21 protein-coding genes are annotated in these 25,855 nt (G+C 67.8%); 14 read left to right on the forward strand and 7 right to left on the reverse strand.

Translation table 11 applies throughout. The annotated features are described in order from the left end of the window. Positions 1-811 precede the first annotated feature (811 nt). Positions 812-2,887, forward strand: coding sequence for an alkaline phosphatase family protein (locus KS03_RS28910; protein WP_017432857.1), 2,076 nt, complete (start codon positions 812-814; stop codon positions 2,885-2,887). A 345-nt stretch (positions 2,888-3,232) separates the two neighbouring features. Here the strand turns inward: KS03_RS28910 and KS03_RS32575 are convergent, their stop codons facing one another. Then, positions 3,233-3,553 carry a hypothetical protein gene (locus KS03_RS32575; RefSeq protein WP_230674608.1) on the reverse strand — a complete coding sequence of 107 codons (321 nt, stop codon included), beginning with the start codon at positions 3,551-3,553 and terminating at the stop codon, positions 3,233-3,235. Between the two features lie 347 nt (positions 3,554-3,900). Here KS03_RS32575 and KS03_RS31965 point away from each other — a divergent pair, with 347 nt between their 5' ends. Together KS03_RS31965 and KS03_RS02460 are read left to right on the forward strand one after the other, a co-directional pair. Beyond that, positions 3,901-5,472: a methyl-accepting chemotaxis protein gene (locus KS03_RS31965; protein ID WP_043308100.1), complete on the forward strand. Its 1,572-nt coding sequence runs from the start codon at positions 3,901-3,903 to the stop codon at positions 5,470-5,472. 482 nt (positions 5,473-5,954) lie between these two features. Continuing rightward, entirely contained in the window at positions 5,955-7,580 is a 1,626-nt protein-coding gene (locus KS03_RS02460; protein ID WP_012732997.1) for a methyl-accepting chemotaxis protein, read from the forward strand. Between the two features lie 221 nt (positions 7,581-7,801). On the opposite strand, the gene KS03_RS02465 is transcribed toward KS03_RS02460, so the two are convergent. From KS03_RS02465 to KS03_RS02480, 4 genes are all read right to left on the reverse strand, one after another. Beyond that, positions 7,802-8,827 carry an AraC family transcriptional regulator gene (locus tag KS03_RS02465; RefSeq protein ID WP_012732996.1) on the reverse strand — a complete coding sequence of 342 codons (1,026 nt, stop codon included), beginning with the start codon at positions 8,825-8,827 and terminating at the stop codon, positions 7,802-7,804. Between the two features lie 173 nt (positions 8,828-9,000). Then, on the reverse strand, positions 9,001-10,296 hold the full coding sequence (locus KS03_RS02470; RefSeq protein WP_017432549.1) for an NAD(P)/FAD-dependent oxidoreductase: 1,296 nt from the start codon (positions 10,294-10,296) through the stop codon (positions 9,001-9,003). A 67-nt stretch (positions 10,297-10,363) separates the two neighbouring features. Then, entirely contained in the window at positions 10,364-10,786 is a 423-nt protein-coding gene (locus tag KS03_RS02475; RefSeq protein ID WP_012732994.1) for a Rid family hydrolase, read from the reverse strand. Positions 10,787-10,859: 73 nt separating this feature from the next. Then, the gene (locus KS03_RS02480; protein WP_012732993.1) at positions 10,860-11,999 is read right to left on the reverse strand and encodes an ornithine cyclodeaminase family protein; all 1,140 of its coding nucleotides are present in this window, start codon (positions 11,997-11,999) and stop codon (positions 10,860-10,862) included. Positions 12,000-12,459: 460 nt separating this feature from the next. On the opposite strand from KS03_RS02480, the gene KS03_RS02490 reads away from it, so the two are divergent. Continuing rightward, entirely contained in the window at positions 12,460-13,428 is a 969-nt protein-coding gene (locus KS03_RS02490; RefSeq protein WP_012732992.1) for a PDR/VanB family oxidoreductase, read from the forward strand. Here the strand turns inward: KS03_RS02490 and KS03_RS02495 are convergent. Next, positions 13,373-14,368, reverse strand: a complete 996-nt coding sequence (locus KS03_RS02495) for a LysR family transcriptional regulator (RefSeq protein WP_012732991.1) — start codon at positions 14,366-14,368, stop codon at positions 13,373-13,375. The genes KS03_RS02490 and KS03_RS02495 overlap by 56 nt on opposite strands. A gap of 146 nt (positions 14,369-14,514) precedes the next feature. Here KS03_RS02495 and KS03_RS02500 point away from each other — a divergent pair, with 146 nt between their 5' ends. From KS03_RS02500 to KS03_RS02530, 7 genes are all read left to right on the forward strand, one after another. After that, positions 14,515-15,792 carry an aromatic ring-hydroxylating oxygenase subunit alpha gene (locus KS03_RS02500; RefSeq protein ID WP_012732990.1) on the forward strand — a complete coding sequence of 426 codons (1,278 nt, stop codon included), beginning with the start codon at positions 14,515-14,517 and terminating at the stop codon, positions 15,790-15,792. After that, complete coding sequence (locus tag KS03_RS02505) at positions 15,789-16,289, forward strand: aromatic-ring-hydroxylating dioxygenase subunit beta (RefSeq protein WP_012732989.1); 501 nt, start codon at positions 15,789-15,791, stop codon at positions 16,287-16,289. Before KS03_RS02500 ends, KS03_RS02505 begins: the two co-directional genes overlap by 4 nt. A gap of 62 nt (positions 16,290-16,351) precedes the next feature. Then, entirely contained in the window at positions 16,352-16,729 is a 378-nt protein-coding gene (locus KS03_RS02510; protein ID WP_012732988.1) for a tautomerase family protein, read from the forward strand. Between the two features lie 61 nt (positions 16,730-16,790). Continuing rightward, entirely contained in the window at positions 16,791-17,339 is a 549-nt protein-coding gene (locus tag KS03_RS02515; protein WP_012732987.1) for a nuclear transport factor 2 family protein, read from the forward strand. Further along, the gene (locus tag KS03_RS02520) at positions 17,336-18,469 is read left to right on the forward strand and encodes an amidase (RefSeq protein WP_012732986.1); all 1,134 of its coding nucleotides are present in this window, start codon (positions 17,336-17,338) and stop codon (positions 18,467-18,469) included. The genes KS03_RS02515 and KS03_RS02520 overlap by 4 nt, the downstream gene beginning before the upstream one ends. 266 nt (positions 18,470-18,735) lie before the next feature. Further along, positions 18,736-20,181 (forward strand): APC family permease, encoded by a 1,446-nt coding sequence (locus tag KS03_RS02525; RefSeq protein WP_012732985.1) that lies wholly within the window; start codon positions 18,736-18,738, stop codon positions 20,179-20,181. A gap of 124 nt (positions 20,182-20,305) precedes the next feature. Continuing rightward, a complete protein-coding gene (locus KS03_RS02530; protein WP_012732984.1) occupies positions 20,306-21,517 on the forward strand; it encodes a porin in 1,212 nt (403 codons plus the stop codon). A gap of 49 nt (positions 21,518-21,566) precedes the next feature. Here the strand turns inward: KS03_RS02530 and KS03_RS02535 are convergent, their stop codons facing one another. Next, complete coding sequence (locus KS03_RS02535; RefSeq protein WP_012732983.1) at positions 21,567-23,045, reverse strand: ATP-binding protein; 1,479 nt, start codon at positions 23,043-23,045, stop codon at positions 21,567-21,569. 254 nt (positions 23,046-23,299) lie between these two features. Here KS03_RS02535 and KS03_RS02540 point away from each other — a divergent pair, with 254 nt between their 5' ends. From KS03_RS02540 to KS03_RS02550, 3 genes are all read left to right on the forward strand, one after another. After that, positions 23,300-24,496: an acyl-CoA dehydrogenase family protein gene (locus tag KS03_RS02540; protein WP_012732982.1), complete on the forward strand. Its 1,197-nt coding sequence runs from the start codon at positions 23,300-23,302 to the stop codon at positions 24,494-24,496. 85 nt (positions 24,497-24,581) lie between these two features. Continuing rightward, positions 24,582-24,956, forward strand: a complete 375-nt coding sequence (locus tag KS03_RS02545) for a hypothetical protein (RefSeq protein WP_012732981.1) — start codon at positions 24,582-24,584, stop codon at positions 24,954-24,956. A gap of 56 nt (positions 24,957-25,012) precedes the next feature. Continuing rightward, a complete protein-coding gene (locus tag KS03_RS02550) occupies positions 25,013-25,756 on the forward strand; it encodes an SDR family NAD(P)-dependent oxidoreductase (protein WP_012732980.1) in 744 nt (247 codons plus the stop codon). Positions 25,757-25,855 lie beyond the last annotated feature (99 nt).

Genomic DNA, 25,855 nt, shown 5'->3' on the forward strand with positions numbered 1-25,855 from the left:
TTTTCTTACGGCAGAAGAACCGTAATGCTTGCCCTGCCGCGAACGCGCATTTGCATCAAGGATCGACATGTGCGTCGAGCAGCGTCAGCGTAGTGACGGACACGTGAAACGTCGCCAAAAACAAATGATGCGGTGTTTCGCACAATGTCCCCGGCAATTCTCACAGTTCAAGCTTTTTTAAAAATTCTCCATTACGCCGGCGAGATTCGAACATATCGAATTCACTGTCTCCGTGGCGCTCCGGCTTCATGCACTTCGTATTAGGCCGATTCGCTACCAATCGATTTTCGCAGGCACTGCCTTACACCAGGAACCAGGAAAAATCACCATGCCAGATGAAATCGTAGCGATTGCAGCCACGTGCTTTACCAACGTTCACTTGAGAATGGACGGCGGCGGGGTCACCCATGCCGTCGATGTCGGCGCGGGCACCGTCAACTGCCAGTATGGCGTCGGTCCATACGAAAAATTCTGCCTGCATCGTCAGTCCAACGGAACGGTCACGATCGAGTCGATGCAATTCCCCGGCGTCTTCCTGCGCCTCGATGGTAACGGCGTCACGCAGCCCGCAGGCTCCGGTGCGGGGATCGTCAACTGCCAATTCGGTGCTGGACCGTGGGAGCAGTTCTATTTCCACCAGCAATCTGACGGAACGGTGACCATCGAATCGGCTGCATTTCCAGGCGTCTTTCTCCGACTCGACGGAAGTGGCGTGACGCAACCTATCGATGCCGGCGCCGGCACCGTCAATTGCCAGTTCGGTGCAGGGCCTTATGAACACTATCGCCTGCTCCCCCAAGGGCAGCGGGTCATGGGCGATATCGAACACATCGTTGTGCTGATGCTGGAAAACCGCTCGTTCGACGGGATGCTGGGCTGGCTCTACGAGCACGACGCCCCGGCTGTCAACATCCCTCCGGCGACGGCAGACGACACGTTTCGCGGCCTGCAGGGCGTCGATCTGTCAACCTTCACCAATCGGGCAGATTATGGCCTGTCTTCACCGCCCTCGCGCGGCGCGGCCGGATTCACGGTGCCGAGCATCACGCCCGGCGAAGAGTTCAAGAACGTCAACATGCAGTTCTTTGGAACCGAGACGCCAACCGCCGGCGCCAAGGCAACCATGACGGGTGTCTTGCAGGATTTCGTCAATACGATGCAGCATCATCATTACGGCCAGAGCGACATTGAAGCGAATGCCGGCATGGTTATGCAAAGCTATACGCCGGGCCAGCTCCCGGTCATGAACCAGTTGGCACGGCACTACGCCGTCTGCGACGATTGGTTTGCCTCGGTGCCGTCGCAGACCAATCCCAACCGCGCATTCTTGATGACAGGCAGTTCGCACGGGCTCGTCAATAACGGTCAACTGGAAATCGATCCCCAAGCCAAAGAGCTGGAGAAAGTGCTGGGCATGGGCATCGGCGACGATCGTTTCCCGGAGGACACGATCTTCAACGCTCTCGCCTCCGCGAATACGGATTGGGCGGTGTTCTGGCAAAGCAGCTATCTGCCGCACAAGATTTCTGCTCTGCTCAATAACCTGCCGCGGCTGGCGTTGCTGACCAGACTGATGAACCCAGTCCTTTCCACCGCGCTCCAGGTTCTGCTGGCGGCACTCAAGCCGTATACGCAATACATCAATTCGATGGCTTCCGGCGAGCTGACGTCCAACTACACGTGGCGCCTGTTCCCGGCCATTCATAAAATTTCCGGCGCCGATCGCCACTTTAAGTCAGTGGATCAATTCCACGCGCTGGCGCGCTCCGGCAATTTGCCGAAATTCAGTTACATCGAGCCATCGTGGACGATAGCCGAAACCTCCACGGACGGCGGGCTGAAGAACCTGCTGACGCAAATGGGCAACGACTATCACCCGCCGGGCAACATGATTGTCGCCGAGAATTTCGTGAAAGACGTGTACAGCAGCCTCATCGCGAATCAGGCGGCTTGGAACAAGACACTGCTGGTGATCACTTTCGACGAGTTTGTTGGCTCTTTCGACCATGTAGCTCCCCCGGCGGCCGTGCCGCCCTGGGGCGCGGCCAAACCCGACTTCACGACCAACGGCTTCGGTTTCGACCGCTTCGGCGCACGCGTCCCGACTCTGCTCGTGTCCCCGCTGGTGCAGAAGGGCACCGTATTCCGCTCCCCCACATCAACGCCGTACGATCATACGTCCATCCTGGCAACCACCCTGAAATGGCTCGGGCAGGCAGACCAGGCCGCGTCTTTCGGCGAGCGGACCCGCCACGCTCCTACCTTCGACAACGTCGTCACGTTGAAGCAGCCCCGCACCGATGCTGCCGATATCGGCTTTCTCAAGGTAGCGCGCAAGATCGGCGATCCGGTCCAGTACGGCGACCCTATCCTACTGAAGAACCAGCACGGAAACTATGTGACGCTTTCCCAAAGCGCTACCAAGGTTTCCTCCGGCCTACCCGACGGCGATCTGATGCATTTCGCGATCGATCTCAATCTCGCCGCGCACTTTCCGACGCTGGGCAGCGGCAACAAGGCCGTGCTGACATTGCGCACCCCCCAAGCCGATCCTCCCGCCCAGATCGACGACGGGTCGAGCTTGTTCATCGTCACGCTGGAAGCCGAGGTCGGTGGTGCGAATTTCCTCGGCGCCTGGTCGGATTCGCACGACTGCTACTACTACAACATGTATGTTCAGGGATCTTACATGGCTAACGAAACATGGATCGTCAAGCAAGCTGACAGACATGGCCAGGGGCTGAAATACGGCGACAGGGTGTATTTCGAAAACGCCCATTTCGGGGGCCAGCGGCTATCGCAGGACTCGCGGCCGTTCCAGGGTACCTGGATTTCTACCACGTCGGGCCACGGCGACTACTGGACGATCGAACCTGCGGTGAGCTGACCGCAGGCAGTGATATGGCGGGAGCGGTGCGTGGCGCGCATGATTCGGCGTCTCACGAAGCGAAGTGTTACAACCACCGCTCCCTCAAGCTCGGCATTGAAGCATGCGTGGACGGTCCAGTACCGGGCTCGGCGCTTCAACCGGCCCCACCCGCCGGCGCCGACGCGTGCGATCCGCTGCAGCGCCGCGTCGCCGGGCGCCGGTTGCCGGCACGGCACCCACGGGAGCCGCGCCAGATGCGGGAGAGCCGGGTCGACGTGCAGAATGAGTCGCCCATGCTCGCCCACGCCTGCGCTTGGAAACATCGCACCTCACTGCGCGGTCAGCGAGCTGATTGCTCGCGGCTCATCGATGATTGGTGCAGCGCGGCGACTTTCCCACCGTCTGAACTGGCGAAGCCACTTCAGCTCCCACCGGTACGCTTTCCAGCCAATCGGCCACGCACAGCGCAGCATTGAAATTGGTTTCCCTATAGGCAAACAACGAGTTCACGGCCTCGACCACGGCGCTCGGGATACCCGGCGCGACCGCGCACTCGCCCGGATCGGCCGAGCCGACAACAAAGGCGCACCGGCTCGGCCGGCCAACGCCGCGTGTTGTACAGCTCACGCGGCTCGTATTGCCGTTGCGGCGCATCCGCCCGCCAGCAGTCTGCCAGTCGATCATCCGCGATTCCTTCCTGGTTATTCGCAATACAAATTACCCAAGCAGAAAGCCAGCGTTTCGCATGTCTATCGACTCTTGCCAAGGCGTACAGATAACTAAATAGTTAGGCACCTCTTAAGTTCCGCGTTTTCGCGCCGCTATAGAAGCTAGTCGGGAAGCTGGCCATGGCGCTTTGAGGGGGAGACGAATCAGTGCGGCGGCCGACGTCATCGGACGGCAAGGTAGTGACACATCCGCTACCTTGCACGGAAATTACGAAGTCCTTATAAAAATGAAGATTCGCGCTCGCCTTGGCCGCGGCCTCGGCATTTCCATGTAGTTTTCGTGAGGCGGAAAGATTGTCATCAATGAGTCATAAGACGTTTCGCTTGCGCACTCAGTTCGTGCTGCTGATCCTCGGGTTCTCGTCCTGTTTCATCGCGTACAGCCTGTGCTCGCTCTTCGTGTTGAAAGAGCTGCGCGTCAACGGCCCCTTGTATCAGAAGATCCAGCTGAGCAACGATCTGGTCTCCGATATCCTGCCGCCGCCCGAATACGTGATCGAGTCGTACCTGCTGTGCTTCCAGCTGCTCGACGCGGACGCCGTGCAACAGCCGCGCTTGATCGACCGTCTCGCCTCGCTGAGAAAGGACTATGACGATCGCTATCGATTCTGGAGCGAGCAGCCGCTCAATCCGGACACGCGGCGGGCGCTGATCGACGCATCTCACCCTCCCGCCGTCGCGTTCTACCGGATCGTCTTCGACGACTTCATTCCCGCGGTGCAGCGCGAGGACAAGGTCGCGGCGCGCGACGCACTGGGCCGCATTTCCCAGCAGTACGATCTGCAGCGCAAGGCAATCGACAGCCTGGTGCAACTGGCCACGCGCGACACCTCGGCGGTCGAGGCCGAGGCACGGCGGGGCACCCAGTCCAGCTTCTGGCTGCTGGCCGGCGTATTCGGGCTCGCGCTGGCGGTGAGCATACTGATGACGCATTTCATGGCGAGACGGCTGCAGTCCCAGCTGGGCGGCGAGCCCGCGCTCGCCACGCATGTGGCCAACCATATCGCCGCGGGCGACCTGACCGTCGACATCGGCTCGGCACCCGCCGTCTCGCGGAGCCTGCTGGCGGCCATGCAGGCCATGCAGGCCATGCAGGCGAACCTGACGAGGATGGTGGCCGACGTGCGCGCCGTCACCCAGAGCGTGGCGGCCGCGGCCGGCGAGATCGTCGGCGGCAACAGCGAGCTGTCGACGCGCTCCGGCCAGCAGGCCGCCTCGCTCGAGGAAACCGCGGCCAGCGTGACGCAGCTGACCGAGACGGTCAAACAGAACGCCGACAACGCGCGTCAAGCCAATGCGCTGGCCACCCAGGCCACGAACATGGCCGATGTCGGCGACACCGCCGTGCAGCGCATGGTCGGCTCGATCGAAAAGATCAGCGGCAGCTCGAACAAGATTTCCGAGATCACCGGCGTCATCGAGAGCATCGCGTTCCAGACCAATATCCTCGCGCTGAACGCCGCGGTGGAAGCGGCACGGGCCGGCGAACAGGGACGCGGGTTCGCGGTGGTGGCCAGCGAGGTACGCAGCCTCGCGCAGCGCTCGGCGGCGGCCGCCAAGGAGATCAAGGCGCTGATCGAAGCCTCGGTCACGACGATCGAGGACGGCGCCCGGCAGGCGAACGACGTCGGCACGACGGTGGGCGAGGTCAGGCAGGCGATCAAGCGCGTCTCCGATCTGATCGGCGAGATCGCGGCGGCCTCCGACGAGCAGAGCCGCGGCATCGAGCAGGTCAACCAGGCAGTCAACCAGATCGAGGACATCACGCGTCGCAACGCGGATCTGTTCGAGCAGGCCACCGGCTCGGCCCAGTCGCTCGAAAGGCAGGCGGTCCGGCTCACGACCGCCGTGTCGGCCTTCAAGCTGATGGCTTGAGCATGGGCAGCGAGCCGCCAATCCCAAGGCTGAACTGATGCACGCGGTGCTGTCCGAATTGCTATTCAAGGTACTTGCCTATCTGGCTCCAGCGGAGATGAAAAGCGCACCTCACGCTCGCTTGCTGTGAAGCATTCATGCCCACCGCCTGATCTGGCATCGCGCTTCTTCGCCCTCGCACACGCGACGCTCGGCGCCGGCCACCAGCCGATGCGAAGAGCCGGGCCAGCGCATACACCGATGATCGCCTGCACGCTGCGGGCGATGCCGAGTTGGATCGAGTTCGACGAGGTCGAGCTCGAAAAGCGGGATGGTACGAGCACGGCTCGGGACGCGCGAAACATTCACGCTCCGACAGCCGCGTGCAGTCATCGCGACCAGCGTCCGTATTCTGCGGCCGCGAACAGCCCTGCATGGCCGACGCCCTTGCGACGCGCCGCAATCCGCCCGCCTCCGCGCGGGCTTCCCCGGAGAGTTCCATCATGAACCACCTGCATCAGACAGTCCGTTTCAAAATCGTGGCGGCGATGACCGCCTGCGTGCTCGTCATCGCGTTCATTGGCGTGTACGGCTCGCTGACCATCGCGCGGCTCGAGCATATCGTCCGCAGCGAATACAGCAACACCGTCAAGCCGATCCGCGCGCTCAGCCAGGTGCGCGCGTCCATCCTCGAGGTGCAACGTTACATCCGCAGCATGCAGGCGAGCCACGACGCCGAGCGCAACGCGCACTCGCGCGAGCTCATCGCGCAGTCGCTCGACAAGATCGACAAGGCCTGGCCGGTGTACTACCCGTCCGGCGTCTCCTCGGACGCGGAGCGCGCGATCGCCGATCGGATCAACACGGCGCTGCCGCAGTTTCGCGACTCGAGCGCACAAATCGTGGCGGCGCTCGCGGCCGGTAACAACGACATGGTGAACCAACTCGCCGACGCGCAGCGCGCCGTGGCGGACCCGACGCTCGACGCGATCGCCACCGACATCGACATGAACGACAAGCAGGCCGCGCAGTACGCGGCAGACGGAGCGGCCAGCGCGCAGAAGGCGCGCTACACCGCCGTCGCGCTGATGGTCCTCGGCGTGGCGCTGGCTGTCGGCGCGTCGCTCTATCTGCTGCGCATCATCATGCGGCCGCTGAACGCGGCGATCGGCGTGGCCAATACGATCGCCGACGGGCAGCTCGAAGTGGCAATCGACACCTCGCATCGCGGCGAATTCGGCCAGCTGATGCAAGCGCTGCAGATCATGGACACGCAGCTCGCGCAGACGGTGCATCGCATCCAGGGCAGCACCGGCTCGGTATCGCTCGCGGCCAAGGAGATCGCGACCGGCAATCTCGATCTGTCGTCGCGCACCGAGCAGCAGGCCGCCTCGCTCGAGGAAACCGCCACGAGCATGACGCAGCTGACCGAGACGGTGAAGCAGAACGCCGACAATGCGCGGCAGGCCAACGGCCTCGCCACCCAGGCATCGAGCCTCGCCGAGGACAACAACCAGGCGATGCGCGAGATGGTCGACACCATCATGCGGATCAGCGGCAGCTCGGGGAAGATTTCCGAGATCACCGGCACCATCGAGGGCATCGCGTTCCAGACCAACATCCTGGCGCTGAACGCGGCCGTGGAAGCCGCGCGCGCGGGCGAACAGGGCCGCGGCTTCGCGGTGGTGGCGAGCGAGGTGCGCACGCTGGCGCAGCGCTCGGCGGCGGCGGCCAAGGAGATCAAGGAACTGATTGCCTCGTCGGTCGTGCTGATCGAGGGCGGCGCGGGGCAGGCCAACGACGTCAGCAACAAGATGAGCCACGTGCGCGAAGCGATCCGCCGCGTGTCGGACATCGTCGCGGAAATCTCGGCCGCCTCCGACGAACAGTCGCGCGGCATCGAGCAGATCAACCAAGCCGTCTCGCAGATGGATACCGTCACGCAGCAGAACGCGGCGCTGGTGGAGCAGTCCGCGGCGGCGGCGCAATCGCTGGACGAGCAGTCGTCGCTGCTGGCGCAGGCGGTGGCCGTGTTCCGCCTGACGGGCCACACCGGCACGCGCCACGCGTCGGCCGCGCGGCACCCCGTGGCGGCCGCGCCGTTCGCGGCAGGACCGGCTGGCCTTTGATGGTTGCAATGGGTCGCGCGGCGGCGGTTGGTGGCTGCCGCGGCTGCCGTAACAGGCCGCTTCGAAAAACCCGCTCGGCACGCCCGCGGACGTGCCAACAGGCGGGCGAGCCGCCGCGTGCGGGGAACGCTTCGTGAAGGTGCGTGTGCGGCTCGAAGCAAGGGGGTAGACGCCGCCGCTGCAGGTCCTCGTTCCCGTGGCGCGCGAGATACCCGGGCCCGTTAGCCCCGGCGCGTCCAGTTGCGCTTGGCGCGCCACAGCACCGTGGCATCGGCGTAGCCCACGGCTCTCGCGATAGCGGCATTGTTCATCCCCTCCCGCTCATGCAGCGTTGCCACGCTGCGCTGCCGCTCCTCGCGAATGATCTCGCGCACCGACGTATTGGCCATCGCGAGATGTCGCTGGAGCGAACGGTTGGACAGGCCCAGATCGCGGGCGATATCGGTCACGACGAGCTTCTCCCGCGCCAAGCGACGTGTCACCAGGTCCCGCACCTGATCCACCAGATTCTTCGGCATCGCGTCGCGCTCGATGAGATCCGTGGCATGACGTTCCATCAGGCGCGCCAGCGAAACGTCGACGCTCTTGAGCGGGGCGTCGAGATCCTGCGCGCACATCACCACGCCGCTCACCGGCTGCTGGAATCGCACCGGTGCCTGGAACACCCGCATCAGCGGCTTGATCTCGTCGGGCGCCGCATGTTCGAAATGGACTTCGACCGGCTTCCACTGGGCGCCCCTCACCAAGCGAATCATGTGGCACATCGAGCTGACGCTGTACTCCGCATCCTGACGCCGCGGCCATATGCCCGGATGCGCGATCCGGTATCGCCACATCGGCCAGCCATGATTGCCGGCCAGATCGACGATGGCCGCGCTCTGCCAGGACGCCAACGCCTCGCTGAAGCGGCCGATCGCGGCGCCTAGCGTGGGAGACGACACGAACAGGAAACCCGCGGGACCGAGTTCCGAAACCGGGATCTCCCGCCCGAGCCGCAGCCCGAGGAACGACTCGCCCAGCACCTGCGCGGCGCGCTCGAAGGCGCCGATGTAACGGCCGAGCGGCAGGATTTCGTAAGGATCGGAAAGCTGCCGCCGGCTCAGCCCGAATTCGGCCAGCAGCGCGTCGCAAGGGGCGCCCGCCGCGTCCAGCGCACGCACGATAGGCCCCATCACTGCGCCGCGAATCGTCGGATATCCATTGCTTGCCGACACGGTATCTGCGCCTCCTCGCGCGTCGTCGCCCATCACGTATCACCTGCCGCGGCTCACTTTATCTACGCAATGGCGCGACAGGCAAGTCGTCAAAAACACGGATGGCGCCATCGGTACGACGGGCCTGTCCGCGCCGGGCGACGACGCGCCTGGGCCGGCGCTTGGCCCGCAAAGCGCCGGGAGGCGCGGCGCCGGCCGGTGCCCGGCTACGCGAACCGCTCCAGCCGGTATGGCGACGGATCGATGAGCGGCGTGCGGTTCATCACCAGATCCGCAGCCAGTTGCCCCGCAGCCGGCGCCGTGCCGAAGCCGTGCCCCGAGAAGCCGGCGGCGAGCGTCAGGCCCGGAACGGCGGCCACCGGCCCGATCGCCGGCAGGGAGTCGGGCGTGATGTCCATCATTCCCGCCCAGACCTCCTCGACCCTGGCGTTCTCGAACACCGGCCATGCGGCCGCGAGATTGCGCATCGCTTGCGCGTTGATGGTGTCGTCGACGGCCGGATCCATGGTCCGCACCCGTTCGAACGGTGACACGTCGGCGCTGCTCCACCGGCGCGGCATGGCGAGATCGTTCAGGAAGTGACGGCCGAGCGACAGGCGCAGCATGTGCCGCTGACGCTTGAGCACCGGCAGGTAGCGGCGGCCGATCAGCAAATGGTCGAGCAGCAGGGGGGCGCCGAGCGCGGCGCGGTGGGTGATGGTGAAGCCCCCGTCCCGACGCTTGCGGAACGAGAAATCCGGCCCGCCCACGGCAATCTCGGTGGGGCCTTGCATCGGCGCGGTGCGGATCGCATGGCAGATCAGCGGCAGCGTCGGCAACGCCACGCCGAGATTGCCGAGAAAGCGGCGGGACCACAGGCCGCCGGCCAGCAGCACCTGCTCGCAGCGAATCTCGCCGCGCTCGGTGACGACGCCGCTCACGCGGCCCGCCGCCAAGGTCAGCGAACGCACGGCGCAATGCTCGACGATCACGCCGCCCCTGCGCTGCATGGCATTGGCGATCGCGCTCGATGCGAGCGTGGGCTCGGCGCGTCCGTCCGAGGGCGTGAAGATGCCGCCCGCCCAGCCGCCTCTGCCGCCCGGCACCAGCACGTCGATCTCGCCCTGGGTGAGCAGCCGGGAATCGAGCTCGAGCGGCGCCACCGCCTTCATCCAGCTCTCGTGCATGGCCATTTCGGCCGCCGTGCCGGCGAGGTACATGATGCCGGCCTGGCGATAGCCCACATCGGCGCCCACCCTCGCCGTCATCTCCTTCCACAGCCGGTCGGACGCCAGCGACATCGGCATGTCGGGGGCCGCTCGTCCCATCTTGCGTACCCAGCCGAGATTGCGCGAGGACTGCTCGCCGGCCAAGCGCCCCTTCTCGAGCACGACCACGCAGATGCCGCGCTCGGCCAGCGTGAGCGCGGCCGTGAGGCCGACGATGCCGCCGCCGATGACGACCACGGTCGCGCAGGCGGGAAGATCCGTCGACGTCGCGACGGGAGCAATGCTGGGTGCCATGCGGAAAATCCTCAAGCAAGCGCGGAAAGCCGGCGGGCGCGGCGCAGCCGCTGCCCGGAACACATCATCAGAGCGCGATCGTCAGCCGATCGGTCGGCGCGAGCGATGCGCCGCGATACGCCGTCACTTCGATTTCCACCTTGTAGACCGTCGAACCCAGCGGCGGACAGGTCACCGTGCTGGCGGGATCGATGCCGCGGAACTTCTCGCCGACCTGGGTCATGACCGCCTGCGTGTCGTGCGGATCCTGGATGAACACGCGCGATGCCACCACGTCCGCCAGGCTCGAACCCGCCGCCGCCAGCGCCGCTTCGATATTGGCAAGCACCTGCCGCGTCTGCTCGACCACGTCCTGCGGAATCTGCTGGGTTTCCGGATGGCGCCCAGCCGTATTCGATACGAAAATCCAGTCGCCCACGCTGACGAGCCGCGAGTAACTGCCGATTTCCTCGAACTTCGAGCCGGTCTTGATCTTGACTATCTTGGTCATGCAACCTCCGAAAACGGATGCTTGAAAGGAAGCGCAGCGCGGCGCGGACACGCGCCGCGCGCTGTCGGGCCACTCAGCGCAATACGGGCACGTCCCACAGGTTCAGCTTCACGCCGATGCCGCGCTCGATCGCGTTGCGATACACCACCGTGCCCCACGCCACGTCCTCCACCGGCATCCCGCCCACCGACATGATGATGATCTCGTCATCGTTCTGGCGGCCCGGCGCCTGGCCCGCCACGATCTTGCCCAGGTCTTCCAGCTGCTCGGCGGCCATCTTGCCCTCCGCGATCATGTCCATGAAGCGCACGCCGATGATTGGCACGTGGGTATGCGCGGGTTTCGGCAGCTCCTCGAACCACGCTTCGTAGAGCCCGGCGTTGTCGACCACCTTGCGCACCTCGGCCCGCTCCATGCCCTCGTCGATGTTGCAGAGCGCCGGCATCGCCAGATAAGTGCCGGGCTTCACCCACTCGCGCTTGACGAGCGGATACTGCGAGGGGTCGCCGGTCGCGCCGGAATTGCAGTAGCTGACGATATCCGAGCCACGCACCACGGCCTCGACGGTATCGACCACCTCGACGGTCGTGACCTGCGGGAACGTCACCGCGAGCCAGCTCAGAAAGCTGTCGAGGCTGGCCTGGCCGCGTCCCTTGATTTTCACCGTGTCGATCATCGGGCAGGCCGCGATCAGGGCCATCAACGTGGTCTTGGCCATCACCCCGGGGCCGACGATGCCGACGATGCGCGAGTCCTTGCGCGCCAGGTGACGCGCGCCCACGCCGGGGATCGCGCCGGTGCGATATGCCGACAGCAGGTTCGCCGACATGAAGGCGAGCGGCGCGGCCGTGTCGGCGTCATTGAGCACGAAGGTCAGGATCGAGCGCGGCAGCCCCTTGTCGCGGTTCTCGATGTTCGAGCCGTACCATTTCATGCCCGCGGTGCGAAAGCGGCCGCCGAGATAGGCCGGCATCGCCATGAAGCGGCGATCCGCGGTCGGCTTGGGCATGTCGGGAAACGGCGACTGCTCGGGGAAGAACACCGCGGCACCGTGGGAATCGTTGTTGGCGCCGGCCATCCGGTAGTCGCCGTGATACAGGAGTCCGAACATTTCCTCCATGGTGTCGACGCAGGCGGGCATGTCGGTCACGCCGGCGTGGATCATGTCCTGCTCGGACAGGTAAATGAAATCAATCTTCGTGTCTCGTGTCATTTGAAATTTTCTCGACTCGAATCTCCGGCGCGCTGCGCTACGGCCGGATCATTCGTGGGTGGCGGGATCGCTCGGCACGAGTATCGGATAGGGAGGCAAGCGCAAGCCATGACAGTTCGCGCCAGATGTTCGATACATTGCGCCACTCGGCCTGATCGAGCGAGCCCGAACCCAATCGGCGATGCCCGCGTCGCGCGGGAAGACAGACGGTGCGCCGGCAGCGGCTGGCGTGCGCGAGGCGCCGGCCCCGCCGCGGGAGGCGCGCGAGATCGAGACCGCGCTCGGGCCGGCGGGGACGTGTCGGCCGCAGCCGGCCGTCCCGGCCGGCCGGGTGATATCAATGGCCTGGATCGAGATAGCCAATTAATATCAATTTTGTGAATTCGAAGCTTGGACCTAAGCTTGTGCCAAGCGGTGCGCGCGACGGTACGGCCGCCGATCCTTCTCACACCAATTCGCCATGCAAACCTTCACCTTCAAGGTCCGCGTCGACGCGATACGCGACGAAGCCCAGGACATCCGCTCGTTTCGCATCGTCCGGCTCGACGGCCTGCCGTTCGACGTCCATGAGCCCGGCGCGCACATCGACGTCACCGCGCCGTCGGGGATCACACGACAGTATTCGCTGTGCGGCGACCCGGCCGAACGCGGCGCGCAGCTGTTCGCGGTCAAGAAGGAAGCGGCGTCGCGCGGCGGCTCGCGCTCGCTGCACGACGACGTGGTGGTCGGCTCGGAGCTGATAGTCAGCCCGCCGCGCAACCTGTTCCGGCTCGCCGAGCAGGCACGCACGCACGTGCTGATCGGCGCCGGCATCGGCATCACGCCGCTGCTGTCGATGGCGTACCGGCTGACGGCGCGCGGCACGCCGTTCGTGCTGCATTACTTCGCGCGCAGCGAGGCGCATGCCGCTTTCCTGCCGACGCTGTCGCGCGAGCCGCTGGCACGCCATCTGCGCCTTCACTTCGGCGTCGAACCGGCCGACCTCGAGGCGGCGCTGCACGACTGCCTGAGCGGCGCCGGGCCCGGCACGCACGTCTATACCTGCGGCCCGGGCCCGTTCATGGACCAGGTGGTGGAAGCCGGCGAGGCGGCGGTCGGCGCCGACGCCGTGCATCTGGAGCGCTTCGCGGCCGAGCCCGTCGCCGCAGCCGAGGGCACGCTCGACAGCTTCGAGGTGCAGGTGGCCGGTTCCGGCCGGGTGGTCCAGGTCGGCAAGGGACAGACGATCGTCGGCGCGCTGGCGGAAATCGGCATCGACATCGACACATCGTGCGGCGAAGGCGTGTGCGGCACCTGCATCGTCGACGTGGTGGACGGCGAGCCCGACCACCGCGACCACTGTCTGAGCAAGGCCGAGCGCGCCGCCAACCGGGTCATTTGCTGCTGCGTGTCGCGCTCGCGCTCGAAGCGGATCGTGCTCGACGTCTGAGCGCGGGCCGGGCGGCCGCCTCCGAGCCTGCGAAGCGCCGCATGATCTGGCCCAGCAGCTGGCGCATCCAGGCAATGCCCTCGTCCTCGTGAAAATGCTCGTGCCAGTGCATCGTCACGCCCACCGGCGCGATCGCCACCGGCAGCTCGAAGATGTCGAACGCGCCGTCCTTCGCGAAGATCTGGGCCAGCCGGCGCGGCAGCGTGGCGACGAAATCGGTCACGGCCAGCACGCGCGGCAGTGCCACGAAGTGCGGCACCTCGAGGCCGATGTTGCGCGCCACGCCCTGGGTGCGCAGCGCATCGTCGAGCGCGTGGTGGCTGTGCTCGATCGAGCGCACCAGCACGTGCGAGGCGCGGCCGAATTCGGCCAGCGTCAATGCCGGTCTGGCCGGGCCGCCCACGCGGCGTCGCATCATGCAGACGTACCCTTCCTCGAACAGCACCTGGTGGCGCGTGCGCGCCGTCAGCTCGGGCAGGTTGCCGATCGCGAAATCGAGCCGGCGCGCGCGCAGCGCGTCCTCGATCTCGCCCACCGGCAGCGGCTGCACGACCACCTTGATGTTCGGCGCCAGCCGATTCACTTCCTCGCAGATCGACGGCAGATAAGCCATCTCGCCCGCGTCCGAGAGCGACAGACGGAACGCGCGCGTGCTGACGGCGGGATCGAACCGCTCGGCATAGCGCAGCGCCTCGCGCACGGTATCGAGCGCGCGCGCGACGATCACCGCCAGTTCCTGCGAAATCGGCGTGGGCTGCATGCCATGGCGCGTGCGCACGAACAGCGGATCGTCGAACAGCGCGCGCAGCCGCGCCAGCGAATAGCTCATCGCCGGCTGTGACAGCGCCAGCCGCGCGCCGGCCTTGGTCAGGCTCTGCTCCTCGACGATGGCCAGAAAGACTTGCAGCAGGTTGAGGTCGACACCGTCGAGCGATCGCATGGTGATATCCATCCGGTTGATGTGACTTGCGATTTTAGATCAATTTGACGCATGACACCCCCCGCTCGACACTATCGCCAAGCGCCGGCCAGCTCCGGCGATCGACAACCCCGCGTTCCATCGCGATCACCACGATACCTCCGACCATGAGTGAAACCTGGCAAAGCATCGATACGCGTGCACTGCGCGGCCGCGCGGAAGCCGACCGTATCGCCCCGTCGCTCTACTACGATCCGCAGATCTTCGAGGCCGAGCTCGAGCGCATCTTCTACAAGACCTGGATCTGGGTCGCGCACGAAAGCGAGCTGCCGCAGCCCGGCGACTTCCGCACCACCACGATCGGCCGCCAGCCGGTGATCGTGGTGCGCGACAGGACGGGCACCGTCAACGTGCTGCAGAACCGCTGCCGCCACCGCGGCGCGACGGTCTGCGAGGAGCACCAGGGCAACGCAAAGGGCTTCACCTGCCCGTACCACAGCTGGTCCTACGCGCTCGACGGCGCGCTGCGCGCGCTGCCATACGGCGACGGCTACGAGGGCGTGTGCGAGAAGGGCGACCTGCCGCTCGAAAAGCTGCGCGTCGGCATCTATCAAGGCCTGATCTTCGCGAGCTTCAATCAGGAAATCGAACCGCTCGAGGATTTCCTCGGCGGCGCCAAGCCCTGGATCGACCTGTTCATGAAGCAGGGCGCCGGCTACCCGATCAAGTCGAACGGCGAGCACAAGTTCCGCTTCAAGGGCAACTGGAAGATCCAGCTCGAGAACACCACCGACCTGTATCACTTCCCGGTGGTGCACAAGTCGTGGATGAAATCGATCGACGAACAGACGGCCGAGGTGATCACCCGCTTCATGACCAGCGACAAGGCATTCTGCCGGTCGCTGGGCAACGGCCACAGCCTGGCCGTGCTGGTGCCCGAAATCGTCGACCTCGACGTGGACGACGGCGCGCCGCTGCCCGAGCGATACGACGCGCTGGTCGCGCAACTGTCCGCAAGGCACGCGCCGGAGGAGGTGCGCCGGATCGTGCGCTCGCTGATGGGCGTCGGCTTCAACCTGAACCTGTTCCCGAACCTCGCGCTGTCGATGGCGTTCTTCCGCGTGCTGCGTCCGATCTCCGCCGAGGAAACCGAGATCCGTCACGTCGCGCTGGCGATGGACGGCGGCCCCGAGGAAGCGAACCGCGTGCGCCTGCGGATCCACGAGCATTTCCAGGGCCCGCTCGGTTTCGGCAGCCCCGACGATGCTGAAGCCTGGGAGCGCGTGCAGCGCGGCGCGCATGCCGGCCCGCACACGCCGATCCTGGTGAACCGCGGCCTGAACCGCGAGACCAGCGCACCGAACGGTGAGAAGACCGCGCATGCGACCGACGAGACGGGCATGCGCGAGGCATACGCGCAATGGCGCAGGATGATGGAGGCATGATGAACCAGCACAACACGCCGGGGTCCGACGACACCTTCGCGCGCGCCCAGCGCTTCATCTGGCGCGAGGCCGAGATGCTCGACCGCCGCGAGTATCGCGAGTGGCTGACGCTGTGGGACGAGGCCGGCCACTACGTGGTGCCGATCGATCGGACCACGACCGATTTCGCGGCGACCCTGAACTACGCCTACGACGACCACGAGATGCGCGCAAAGCGCGTCGAGCGAATGACCTCCGGCCACTCGGCCTCGGCCGCCGATGCGGCACGCACGGTGCGCACCGTGTCGCGCTTCACGCTGGCGAGCCGGGACGCGAACACGATCGAAATGCGCTCGGCGCAGATCGTGATCGCCTACAAGCGCGCCGCCACCACGATCTTTGCGGCCGACGTCGCGCACACGCTGCGCTTCGAGGGCGGCGAAGCGCGCCTGGTGCAGAAGGTGATCCGCCTGATCGATTCGACCGAGGCACTGAACGCGATCGGTTTCCTGCTTTAACGACACCAGCGGCCGGCGCGCCTCGCGCGCGCCGGCGCCGGTCTTCTCCCGGGGTTCTTTCGATGCCCACGCTCGAAGTCTATCTGCCCGCCGGCCAGCCCGAGGCGCGCAAGGCGGCGCTGATCGCCCATCTCACCCACGCCACCGTCGAGGCGATCGGCGCCCCCGCCGAATCGGTGCGCGTGCTGCTCAGCGAGTTGCCCGACGGCCATTACGGGCTCGGCGGCACGCGCGCCGCCGGCGGTGCGCTGCCGGTGATCGTCGCGATCCTGATCGCGGGCCGCACGCTGGACCAGAAGCGCGCGTTGATCGGCGCGCTGGCCGATACGGCCGCCGCGACCCTCGACGCGCCGCCCGATGCGACGCGCGTGATGATCAAGGACATCCCGAACACCGATTTCGGCATCGGCGGCAAGACCGCGAAGTCGCTGGGCCGCTGATTCTCGCCGGCGCGCCGCGTCCCGCCGCGGCGGCCGGCCCCCCTTTCCTGACGGGCTCACGATGACGCCGATCCCCTCCCTTTCGCTTGCCTCGCTCGCCGAGCGCCTGAGCCGCCTCGAGGCCGAGCGCGAAGTCCGCCACGCCTTCACGCGCTACATGGCGCTCTGCGACGTTCCCGTGCGCCCGCTCGCGGGCGAATCGCTGGCCGCGCTGTTTACCGCCGACGCAATCTGGGAAGGCGTCGGCCGGCACTATGAGCACGCCTTCGGCCGGCACCAGGGCCGCGCGGCGATCGTGGCGATGCTGTCGCGCTACCTGCCGCCGACGCCGCACTTCGCCACCAACACGCACTTCGTCACCGCCGAGACGATCGAGGTGGCGCACGACGCGCGCCGTGCCACCGGCCGCTGGATCATGATGCAGGCCTCGGGCTACGTCGACGGCCGGGCCGAGCTGATCGGCGCGCGGCTCGTGGTCGATTTCGTCCCGGACGCCGATTCGCCGCGCTGGCGAATCGCGCATTTGCGCACCGAACGCCTGTTCGACGCGCCGTGGCAGGTCAATCCGCGCGCGGCACTGCCGCCCGCCGACGGGAGCACGCCCGCATGAGCACCTTCATCCAGACCCTGGCGCTCGGCGGCCGCGGCCCCGACAGCCCGACGATCGCCATCAAGGACACGATCGACATCGCCGGCCACCGAACCACCGGCGCGAGCCGCGCCCTCGCCGAGGTCGCGCCGGCGCGCCGCCACGCGCACGTGGTGCAGCGCCTGCTCGACGCCGGCTGGCGCATCGTCGGCAAGGCCAACATGCACGAGCTGGCATTCGGCATGACCGGCATCAACGACTACACCGGCACGCCCGAGAACCCGCAGGCGCGCACGCGCATTCCCGGCGGTTCGTCGAGCGGCTCGGCTGCCGCGGTCGGGCTGGGACTCGCCGACGCCGCGCTCGGCACCGACACCGGCGGCTCGATCCGCGGCCCGGCGGCCTGCTGCGGCGTGATCGGGCTGAAGCCGACGTTCGGGCGCGTCTCGCGCGACGGCGTGGCCCCGGCCGTCACCACGCTCGACTGCGTCGGCCCGTTCGCGCGCGAGATGCGCATGCTGATCGCCGCGATGACGGCGATCAGCGCCGATTTCGACGGCCGGGCGGCCGCCGCGCCGGCCGCCGCGCTGCGGATCGGCATCGTCGCGGCGCCGGCTCGGCACGAGTTCGGCGCCGCCGTCGTCGACGCGGTCCGGCGCGCCGGCAACGGCGCTCGGGCGTGCGCGCTGCCGCGCCTGGGCGAGGCCTTCGAAGCCGGCCTCGCCGTGATCAATGCCGAAACCTCGGCGGCCTTCGGCCATCTGGTGGGCAGCGGCAAGCTGGGCGCCGATCTCGAGGCACGCCTGCGCGCCGCGGCGGCCACGACGCGCGAGGCGCTCGAGGCCGCCGAGCGGGTGCGGCGCGCCTTCACCGACGAGGTGGATCGCGCGCTCGAACGGGTCGACCTGCTGGTCATGCCGACCCTGCCGGACTTCCCGATCACCGTGGAGGAGGCGCGCGGCGGCCGCCCGGTCATCGCGATGTCGTCGCTGATCCGCCCGTTCAATCTCAGCGGTCATCCGGCGCTGAGCCTGCCGCTGCCGGTCGCCGGCTCGACGCTGAAGGCCGGCCTGCAGATCGTCGGCCGCCACGACGCGGACGAGCAGGTATGCGCGTTCGGCTCGCACCTGGAGCGCGCGCTGGCCGCCTGAGCCCGGCGCCGGCGAGGCCGCGCCGCCAGCCGGCGCAGCGCGCCGGCTCGTTCGCTGCTCATACGAAATCGCGCGCGCCGACGCGCCCGCGCACGGTGGCGCACTTTATCGAGAAATTGGCGTAATCCGCCTTATGGCGGATTTTTTTTAGCTACCTACGATGCCATCACGCCGGCTGCAATCGGCCGCTCGGGCAAGACCCCGGCATGCCCGGCCCGGCCGCGCCAGCGAGGCAGCCGGATACCCAACACGATACCGAGACAACGATGCCCGACTCCCCCTCTACTTCCGCTCTCGACGTGCCGCGCTCGCAGCCGGCCGTGAATTCCATCGGACTCTGGCAGATCGTCTTCCTGGTGATCTCGGCGGCGGCGCCGCTGACCGGCGCGCTGGGCGGCGTGCCGCCCGCCATCAGCCTGGGCAACGGCGCCGGGATACCCGGCGCGTTCGTGATCGCCGGCCTGGTGCTGCTGGTGTTCAGCGTGGGGTTCGCCTCGATGAGCCGCCACGTGGTGCGCGCCGGCGCCTTCTACGCCTATCTCACGGCCGGCCTGGGCCGCCCGATCGGCATGGCCGGCGCGTTCGTCGCGCTGCTCTCCTACACCAGCATCCAGATCGCGCTGTACGGCCTGTTCGGCTTCTTCTGCTCGACCATCCTCGGCCCGCTGCTGCAAACCAGCCTGCCCTGGTATGGCTATGCCGTCGGCTGCGCGGCGATCGTGCAGTTCACGGGGCTGCGCGGCATCGACCTGAACAGCCGCGTGCTCGGCGTGCTGATGTGCCTCGAACTCGGCATCCTGCTGCTGCTGAGCGGCGCGATCCTGCTGCACGGCGGCGGCCCCGACGGGCTGACGCTGGCGCCGTTCGCGCCGCGCCATCTGCTGGGCGGCCATGTCGGCATCGCGGTGATGTTCGCGTTCGCCTCGTTCATCGGCTTCGAGGCCACCGCCATCTACGGGCAGGAGTGCCGCAACCCCAGGCGCACGGTGCCGCGCGCGACCTATCTGTCGGTGGTGCTGATCCTGCTGTTCTTCGCCTTCGTCACCTGGACGATCGTCTGTGCCTACGGCGTATCGCAGGTGGCCGACGCCGCCACGCGGCATCCCGGCGACTTCTGGTTCATCCAGTCGGACCGCTACCTCGGCAGCGCGCTGACGACGACCATGAGCTTCCTGCTGCTGACGAGCCTGTTCGCGAGCCTGCTGTCGTTCCACAACATGATCGTGCGCTACCTGCACGCGCTGGCCAGCGAACGGATCCTGCCCGTCGCGCTGCAGCGGCTGCATCCGAAGCACGGCTCGCCTTACCTGGCGAGCTATCTGCAGACGCTGTCGATCCTGGTCCCGCTGGCGATCTACGCGGCGCTCGGCACCGACCCGTTCGCGACCGTATTCAGTTGCACGGCGGCACTCGGCATCCTCGGCGTGGTGCTGCTGCAAGCCGGCACCAGCGTGTCGGTGGCGGTTTTCTTCATGGTCACGCGGCTCGACACGCGGCTGTGGCACGCACGGCTCGCACCGGTGCTGGGCGCCCTCGCGCTGTTCGCCGTCGCCGCGATCCTGATCCGCAATCTCGACGCCCTGAGCGGCTCCGACAGCCCGGTGATCGCGACCTTCCCGTGGATCCACGCCGGCGTGGCCCTGGTCGGCATCGCGGTGGGCCTGGTGCTGCGGCGCGTGCGCCCCGACATCTATGCCCGCTTCGGGCAATGACGCGGCCCGGCGCCGGCCTGCGTCGCGCCGCCTGCATTCACGCAACCGGCAGGCCGCGCGGCGGCCTGCCAGCCTCCACCCGCGCCTTGCCGCCGGGCATCGCGCTTACCCGGTAGACCTTTCCATGACGCACTTCCCTGTCAGGCTCATCGCTCCGGCGCTGGCGGCGCTCGCCCTCGCCACGACGGTCCACGCGCAATCGTCGGTCACGCTGTACGGCACGATCGACACGGGCGTGGTGTTCAGCTCGAACCAGCAGGCCACGCGCGCCGACGGCACCACGGGCGGCCATCCGACCTGGCAGGTGGCGGGTGGCAATCTGGTGCCGTCGCGCTTCGGCCTGACGGGCAGCGAGGACCTGGGCGGCGACACCCACGCGAACTTCACGCTCGAAGGCAGCCTCTTTTCCCAGAACGGCGCGTCGATCGACAACGGCGCGATCTTCAACCGCAATGCCTGGGTCGGCCTGGCGAATCCGCGCTACGGCGCGCTCACCCTGGGCCGGCAGTACGACCCGTTCTCCGACTACCTCGGCGCCTACGCCTCGAGCAATAGCTGGGCGACCCTCTACGGCTCGCACTTCGGCGACGTCGACAACCTCAACGAGGCATTCAACTTCAACAATTCGATCAAGTACCTGAGCCCGAGCTTCGGCGGCCTGACGGTGGGCGGGCTGTTCAGCCTCGGCGGCGTGCCCGGCGATTTCTCGCAGCGGCGCGGCTGGTCGGTCGCGGCCAGCTACGCGCGAGGCCCGCTGTCGCTGAGCGCCGGCTATCTGACGCTGCGCAATCCGATGCAGGCCGCGCTCGGCGGCGAGCGCGGCTACTTCGGCGACCTGAGCTGCGCCAACGCGGACGCGCCGTACTGCGAACTGCAGAACGCGGCGCGGCTCTCGGTATTCGGCGCGGGCGGCGCCTATACGATCGGCACGGTGACGGTGGCGCTCAGCTACACCCACACCGAGCTCGCGCAGAGCCGGTACTACAGCGCGGCGGGCGCGGGCGGCACCGACCTGCGCTTCGACGTCGGCGAGCTGAACACGACCTGGCAGGCCACGCCGTTGCTGCTGCTCGGCGCGGCCTACATCCTCAACGACGTGCAGCCGTCGGGCCGCGCCTCGACGCGCATCCATCAGCTCAATCTCGGCGCCACCTACAGCCTGTCGAAGCGCACCGCGCTGTACGCGGTGGCGATCGGCCAATGCTCGGGCGGCGCGGGACTGGGCCTCGACGCCGCGGGCGGCGCGACGCGCAACCTCGCCGAAATTCCGAATCTCGTGAACAGCGACACGAACCGCCAAATGGCCGTGATCGCCGGCATCCGCCACAACTTCTGACCGCATCCGCGGCGCCCGCGCGGCGCCGCCGCGTTGCCGGCCGGCGCGGCTAGCGGGCCGCGTCGCCGCCGCGATGCAGCGGCAGCCAGAAGCGACAGTCGAGGCCGCCGCCCTCGGCGGCAAACGCGCGGATCCGGCCGCCGTGGCGCGTCACGATGTTATTGCAGAGCGACAGGCCGATGCCGTTGCCGGCCGGCTTGGACGAGGAGAATCCGTCGAACAGGCCGGCATGGACGCCCTCCGGCACGCCCGGCCCGTTGTCGCGCACCTGCACCATGGCGGCGTCGCCGTCGCGCGCGGCGGCGATCGTCAGGCGCCGCGCGCCGGGCGGCATTTCCAAGAGCGCATCGATCGCGTTGAAGGCGAGATTGAGGATCACCTGCCCGATCAGCACGCGCTCGCACTCGACCGGCAGCGCCGCCGCCGGCGGCTCGACGGCGACCTGCACGCCCGTATCGCGCGCGCGCAGCTCGACGAAGTACGCCACCTCGGCGAGGATCGCGGCGAGGTCCACGACCCCGACGTTCGGCGCCCGGCGCGCCACGTACTCGCGCACGCTGCCGATGATCGCGGCGGCGTGCTCGGCCTGCCGGTCGGCGGCGCGCAGGCCCCAGATCGCACCGTCCAGCTGGCCCGGCGCGGCGAGCCGCTGAATCGTGCCCTCGATGAAATTGCGGATCGCCGCGAGCGGCTGGCTCAGTTCGTGCGCGATCGCGATCGCCATCTCGCCCATCGCGTTGTAGCGCCCGGCGTATTCGAGCTGGCGCGCCTCGGCGCGGCGCGCGTCCTCGATGCGCACCACGTCGGTGACGTCGCGAAAGTGGATCAGCACGCCGGCCAGATCGTCGGTGCCGTGCAGCTGGCGGCACGTGATGCGCAGCCAGCGCGCGCCGTCGCGCATCCGGTAGCGCGCCGGTGCCGACGGCCCGCCGGTGGGCGCCTCGCGCAGCTGCGCCTGCAGGCGCGCGTGGTCGAGCGGATCGAGGTGGTCGGTCACCACGCCCGGCGGCGTTCGCGCATCGAGCGCGAGCAGGCGCCGCCCCGACGCGCTGAGGTACTGAATCGCGCCCGCCTCGTCGAGCACCGCGACGCCTTCGCCGAGGTCCTGCATGAATTCGCGCAGCCGCGTTTCGTAGTGCCTGAGCTTCTGCCGGATCGCCTCCTCGGCGCTGATGTCGCGGAACTGCACCATCACCACCGCCCGCTCGCGCAGCTTCACGTGGGTGACGATCGCCTCGGACAGCATGTCCTCGCCGCGCCGCGACCGGTAGCACCACTCATAGACCTGCGGCCCTTGCGTCTCGGCGCGATCCATCGCGGCTATCGCGTTCTCGCGTGCGTATCTGGGCTCGGGCCGCGTCATGTCGTGCGCCTTCAGCGGCAGCAGCTCCTCGACCGTGAAGCCGAGCGCGTCGCAGGCGGCGCGGTTGGCCCAGACGATCGCCTTGGTGTGCGCGTCGTGCAGCAGCACGCACAGCGTCAGCGAATCGAGCAGGCGGCGGAAATCGTCTTCGGCGGGGAACGTCATAGGGCGGATGGAATCGGCGGCCTTCGGGGCGGCGCTGCTGCCTGCCACGATACACCGCGACGCGCGCGGCGGCATCTGAAGATTTCTTTAGTCCGCTGCGGGCAATCCCCCGATCCGCGGGCCGAGGCCCCAATTGCCGCGCCGTTCCGGCGTTCCTAGACTGAGCCTCAGATCAACCGGTTCGGGCGAGCCGTTCGCCACGCGCGGCGACCACCCGGCTCGCATCGCCGTCCCGCACCATCAGGAGATATGTCATGGCTACCCCCGCCGCCGTCGCCCCGGCGCAACCCAGTCCACGCTCGGCCGGTGCCGCCGTCGAGCCCCGCCCGCTGTCGACCCTGGAGGAACTCGTCGAGGTCATCGTGGCGCGCCGCGACGAATTCGAACGGCTGTCGCACGTGCCGCGCGACGTCATCGATCTGTTCAAGCGGGCCGGCATCTACCGGGCCGCCACGCCGAAGCGCTTCGGCGGCGACGCGCGCGCGCCGGCCGAATTTCTCGAGATGATCGAGACCATCGCGACGGCGGACGGCTCGGCCGCGTGGGTCGCGAGCTTCGGCTCGGCCAACGTCTACCTCGCGGCGCTGCCGCTCGAGACGCAGGCCAGGCTCTATGCGGGCGGCCCCGATCAGGCCTTCGGCGCCGGGCTGTTTCCGGTGCAGAAGGTCCGGCGCGCCGACGGCGGATGGCTGATCGACGGCACCTGGAAGTTCGCGAGCGGCTGCAAGGGCGCGGACTGGCTCGGCGTGGGCATCGATACCGGCGCCAACGGCGACGGTGCGCCCAACAAGCCGCGCACCGCGGTCTTTCCGGCCAGCGAGATCGAAATCGTCGAGAACTGGAGCGTGGTGGGCATGCAGGGCACCGGCAGCCACGACCTGCGCGTCAACGGCAAGGTCGTGGCCGACGAATGGACCTTCGTGCGCGGCGGCGCGCCGACGGTGGACGAGCCGCTGTATCGCTATCCGACCGTCGCCTACGCGGCGCAGGTGCTGGCGGTGGTGAATCTCGGCCTGGCGCGCGCCGCGCTCGACGTGTCCAACCAGATGTCGGGCGGCCGGCGCACCACCACCGGCGCGCCGCAGCTGGCCGATCGCGCCTACTACCGAATCGAGCTGGCCAAGGCCGAAGCGCAACTGCGTTCGGTCCGGGCCTTCTTCTACGACGCCACGCGCACCGTCTGGGAATCGATCCAGGCCGGCGGCGCGGCCACGCCCGAGCAGGTCAGCCTGCTGCGCCTGGCCGCCACCCAGGCCGCCCGCGAGGGCGCGGACGTGGTATATCGGGCCTACCGGCTCGGCGGCACGATGGCGATCTATCGCACCCATCCGTTGCAGCGCCTGCTGCGCGACGCGCTCGTCGTCACGCAGCATGCCTTCCTCGCGGAAGGCAACTACGACGGCGCCGGCGCGGTGTTCGTCGGCGTGCCGCCGATCCCGGGCTACCTGTGACGTCTGCGCGCCTGCGCCGTGCCGGTGGCGTGCGCGCCGGCCTGTGCGCATCCTCTTCATCCGACCTCGAGCGAGATTCCATCCCATGAGCGAATCCCCCAAGCTTGCGCTGCGCGTCCTGTTCTGCTGCGGCGTCACCCAGAATTTCTTCGATCTCCCGCGCGAGCAGATCGGCACGGTCTGGCAGGCCTACGGCAAGATGCTGGCCGCCGTCGAAGCGATGCAAGGCGTGAAGATCCTCGGCATCATGGACGACGACCGGCTGACCGTCGGCAACGCGGACGGCGCGCCCTGGACCTTCTACATCATGGCCGACGTGGCCGACTTCGATACCGCCGTGGCGGTCTGCAACCTGTACCGCACCACGCCGGTCGGTGACTACAACCTGTGGCGCTACGGCAAGATCGAGGCGCGCATCGGCCGCGAACTGGTGGTGCCGCCCGCCGCGGCCGCGGCCTGAGCGCACCGCCCGCAACCGGGCGCGCGCCGCGCGCCGTCAGACAAGGAGCATCCCGGATGGAACCTAGAACCGTCGTCGTGACCGGCGCCGCGCGCGGCCTCGGCGCCGCGCTCGCCGCGCGCTTTCACGCAGCCGGCTATCGGGTCGCGCTGGCCGACGTCGCGCTCGACGCCGCCCAGGCCACGGCGCGGGCACTGAGCCCGGACGGCTCGCAGGCCGTCGCGCTGTCGCTCGACGTGACCCGCAAGGACGATTTCAGCGCCGCGCTCGACGCCGTCACGGCACGCTGGGGGCGCGTCGACGTGCTCGTCAACAACGCCGGCGCCTCGAAGGTGGTGCCGCTGATGGACATCACGGCCGAGCAGTTCGACCAGGTGATCGACGTGAACCTGCGCAGCGTGCTGTTCGGCTGCCAGGTGTTCGGCCAGTATTTCGCCGATCAGGGTGGCGGGCGCATCGTCAACATCGCCTCGCTGGCGGGCCAGAACGGCGGCTCGGCCACCGGCGCGCACTACGCCGCCGCGAAGGGCGGCACGCTCACGCTGACCAAGGTGTTCGCCCGCGATCTGGCCGCACGCGGGGTCACGGTCAACGCGATCTCGCCGGGGCCGCTCGACCTGCCGATCGTCCACCAAAGCGTGCCGGCGGACCGGCTCGAAAAGGTGATCTCGACGATCCCGGTCGGCCGGCTCGGCCCCGCCGACTACATCGCCGACGTGGCGGTGCTGCTCGCCTCGGGCAATGCCTACTTCGCCAACGGGGCCTGCTGGGACGTCAACGGCGGCCTGTACATGCGATGAAGCCGGGGCCCGCCCACCGCTCGGCATCGCTTGCGGCCGCCGGGCCGCAACGCGCGCGGGTTCTGCGCCCGGCGGGCGGCGCGCACCGGGCGCGATACA

The sequence above is a fragment of the Burkholderia glumae LMG 2196 = ATCC 33617 genome, assembly GCF_000960995.1.
GTDB classification, from domain to species: Bacteria; Pseudomonadota; Gammaproteobacteria; order Burkholderiales; family Burkholderiaceae; genus Burkholderia; species Burkholderia glumae.

What these genes read in the sequence shown, in the direction of transcription:
- KS03_RS02545 (WP_012732981.1), top strand. Translation starts at nt 24,582, where the DNA reads ATGAGCGAATCCCCCAAGCTTGCGCTGCGCGTCCTGTTCTGCTGCGGC.
- KS03_RS31965 (WP_043308100.1), top strand. Translation starts at nt 3,901, where the DNA reads ATGAGTCATAAGACGTTTCGCTTGCGCACTCAGTTCGTGCTGCTGATC.
- KS03_RS02520 (WP_012732986.1), top strand. Translation starts at nt 17,336, where the DNA reads ATGAGCACCTTCATCCAGACCCTGGCGCTCGGCGGCCGCGGCCCCGAC.
- KS03_RS02540 (WP_012732982.1), top strand. Translation starts at nt 23,300, where the DNA reads ATGGCTACCCCCGCCGCCGTCGCCCCGGCGCAACCCAGTCCACGCTCG.
- KS03_RS28910 (WP_017432857.1), top strand. Translation starts at nt 812, where the DNA reads ATGGGCGATATCGAACACATCGTTGTGCTGATGCTGGAAAACCGCTCG.
- KS03_RS02505 (WP_012732989.1), top strand. Translation starts at nt 15,789, where the DNA reads ATGATGAACCAGCACAACACGCCGGGGTCCGACGACACCTTCGCGCGC.
- KS03_RS02465 (WP_012732996.1), bottom strand. Translation starts at nt 8,827, where the DNA reads ATGGGCGACGACGCGCGAGGAGGCGCAGATACCGTGTCGGCAAGCAAT.
- KS03_RS02490 (WP_012732992.1), top strand. Translation starts at nt 12,460, where the DNA reads ATGCAAACCTTCACCTTCAAGGTCCGCGTCGACGCGATACGCGACGAA.
- KS03_RS02480 (WP_012732993.1), bottom strand. Translation starts at nt 11,999, where the DNA reads ATGACACGAGACACGAAGATTGATTTCATTTACCTGTCCGAGCAGGAC.
- KS03_RS02470 (WP_017432549.1), bottom strand. Translation starts at nt 10,296, where the DNA reads ATGGCACCCAGCATTGCTCCCGTCGCGACGTCGACGGATCTTCCCGCC.
- KS03_RS02515 (WP_012732987.1), top strand. Translation starts at nt 16,791, where the DNA reads ATGACGCCGATCCCCTCCCTTTCGCTTGCCTCGCTCGCCGAGCGCCTG.
- KS03_RS02550 (WP_012732980.1), top strand. Translation starts at nt 25,013, where the DNA reads ATGGAACCTAGAACCGTCGTCGTGACCGGCGCCGCGCGCGGCCTCGGC.
- KS03_RS02530 (WP_012732984.1), top strand. Translation starts at nt 20,306, where the DNA reads ATGACGCACTTCCCTGTCAGGCTCATCGCTCCGGCGCTGGCGGCGCTC.
- KS03_RS02500 (WP_012732990.1), top strand. Translation starts at nt 14,515, where the DNA reads ATGAGTGAAACCTGGCAAAGCATCGATACGCGTGCACTGCGCGGCCGC.
- KS03_RS02495 (WP_012732991.1), bottom strand. Translation starts at nt 14,368, where the DNA reads ATGCGATCGCTCGACGGTGTCGACCTCAACCTGCTGCAAGTCTTTCTG.
- KS03_RS02460 (WP_012732997.1), top strand. Translation starts at nt 5,955, where the DNA reads ATGAACCACCTGCATCAGACAGTCCGTTTCAAAATCGTGGCGGCGATG.
- KS03_RS02525 (WP_012732985.1), top strand. Translation starts at nt 18,736, where the DNA reads ATGCCCGACTCCCCCTCTACTTCCGCTCTCGACGTGCCGCGCTCGCAG.
- KS03_RS02510 (WP_012732988.1), top strand. Translation starts at nt 16,352, where the DNA reads ATGCCCACGCTCGAAGTCTATCTGCCCGCCGGCCAGCCCGAGGCGCGC.
- KS03_RS32575 (WP_230674608.1), bottom strand. Translation starts at nt 3,553, where the DNA reads ATGATCGACTGGCAGACTGCTGGCGGGCGGATGCGCCGCAACGGCAAT.
- KS03_RS02475 (WP_012732994.1), bottom strand. Translation starts at nt 10,786, where the DNA reads ATGACCAAGATAGTCAAGATCAAGACCGGCTCGAAGTTCGAGGAAATC.
- KS03_RS02535 (WP_012732983.1), bottom strand. Translation starts at nt 23,045, where the DNA reads ATGACGTTCCCCGCCGAAGACGATTTCCGCCGCCTGCTCGATTCGCTG.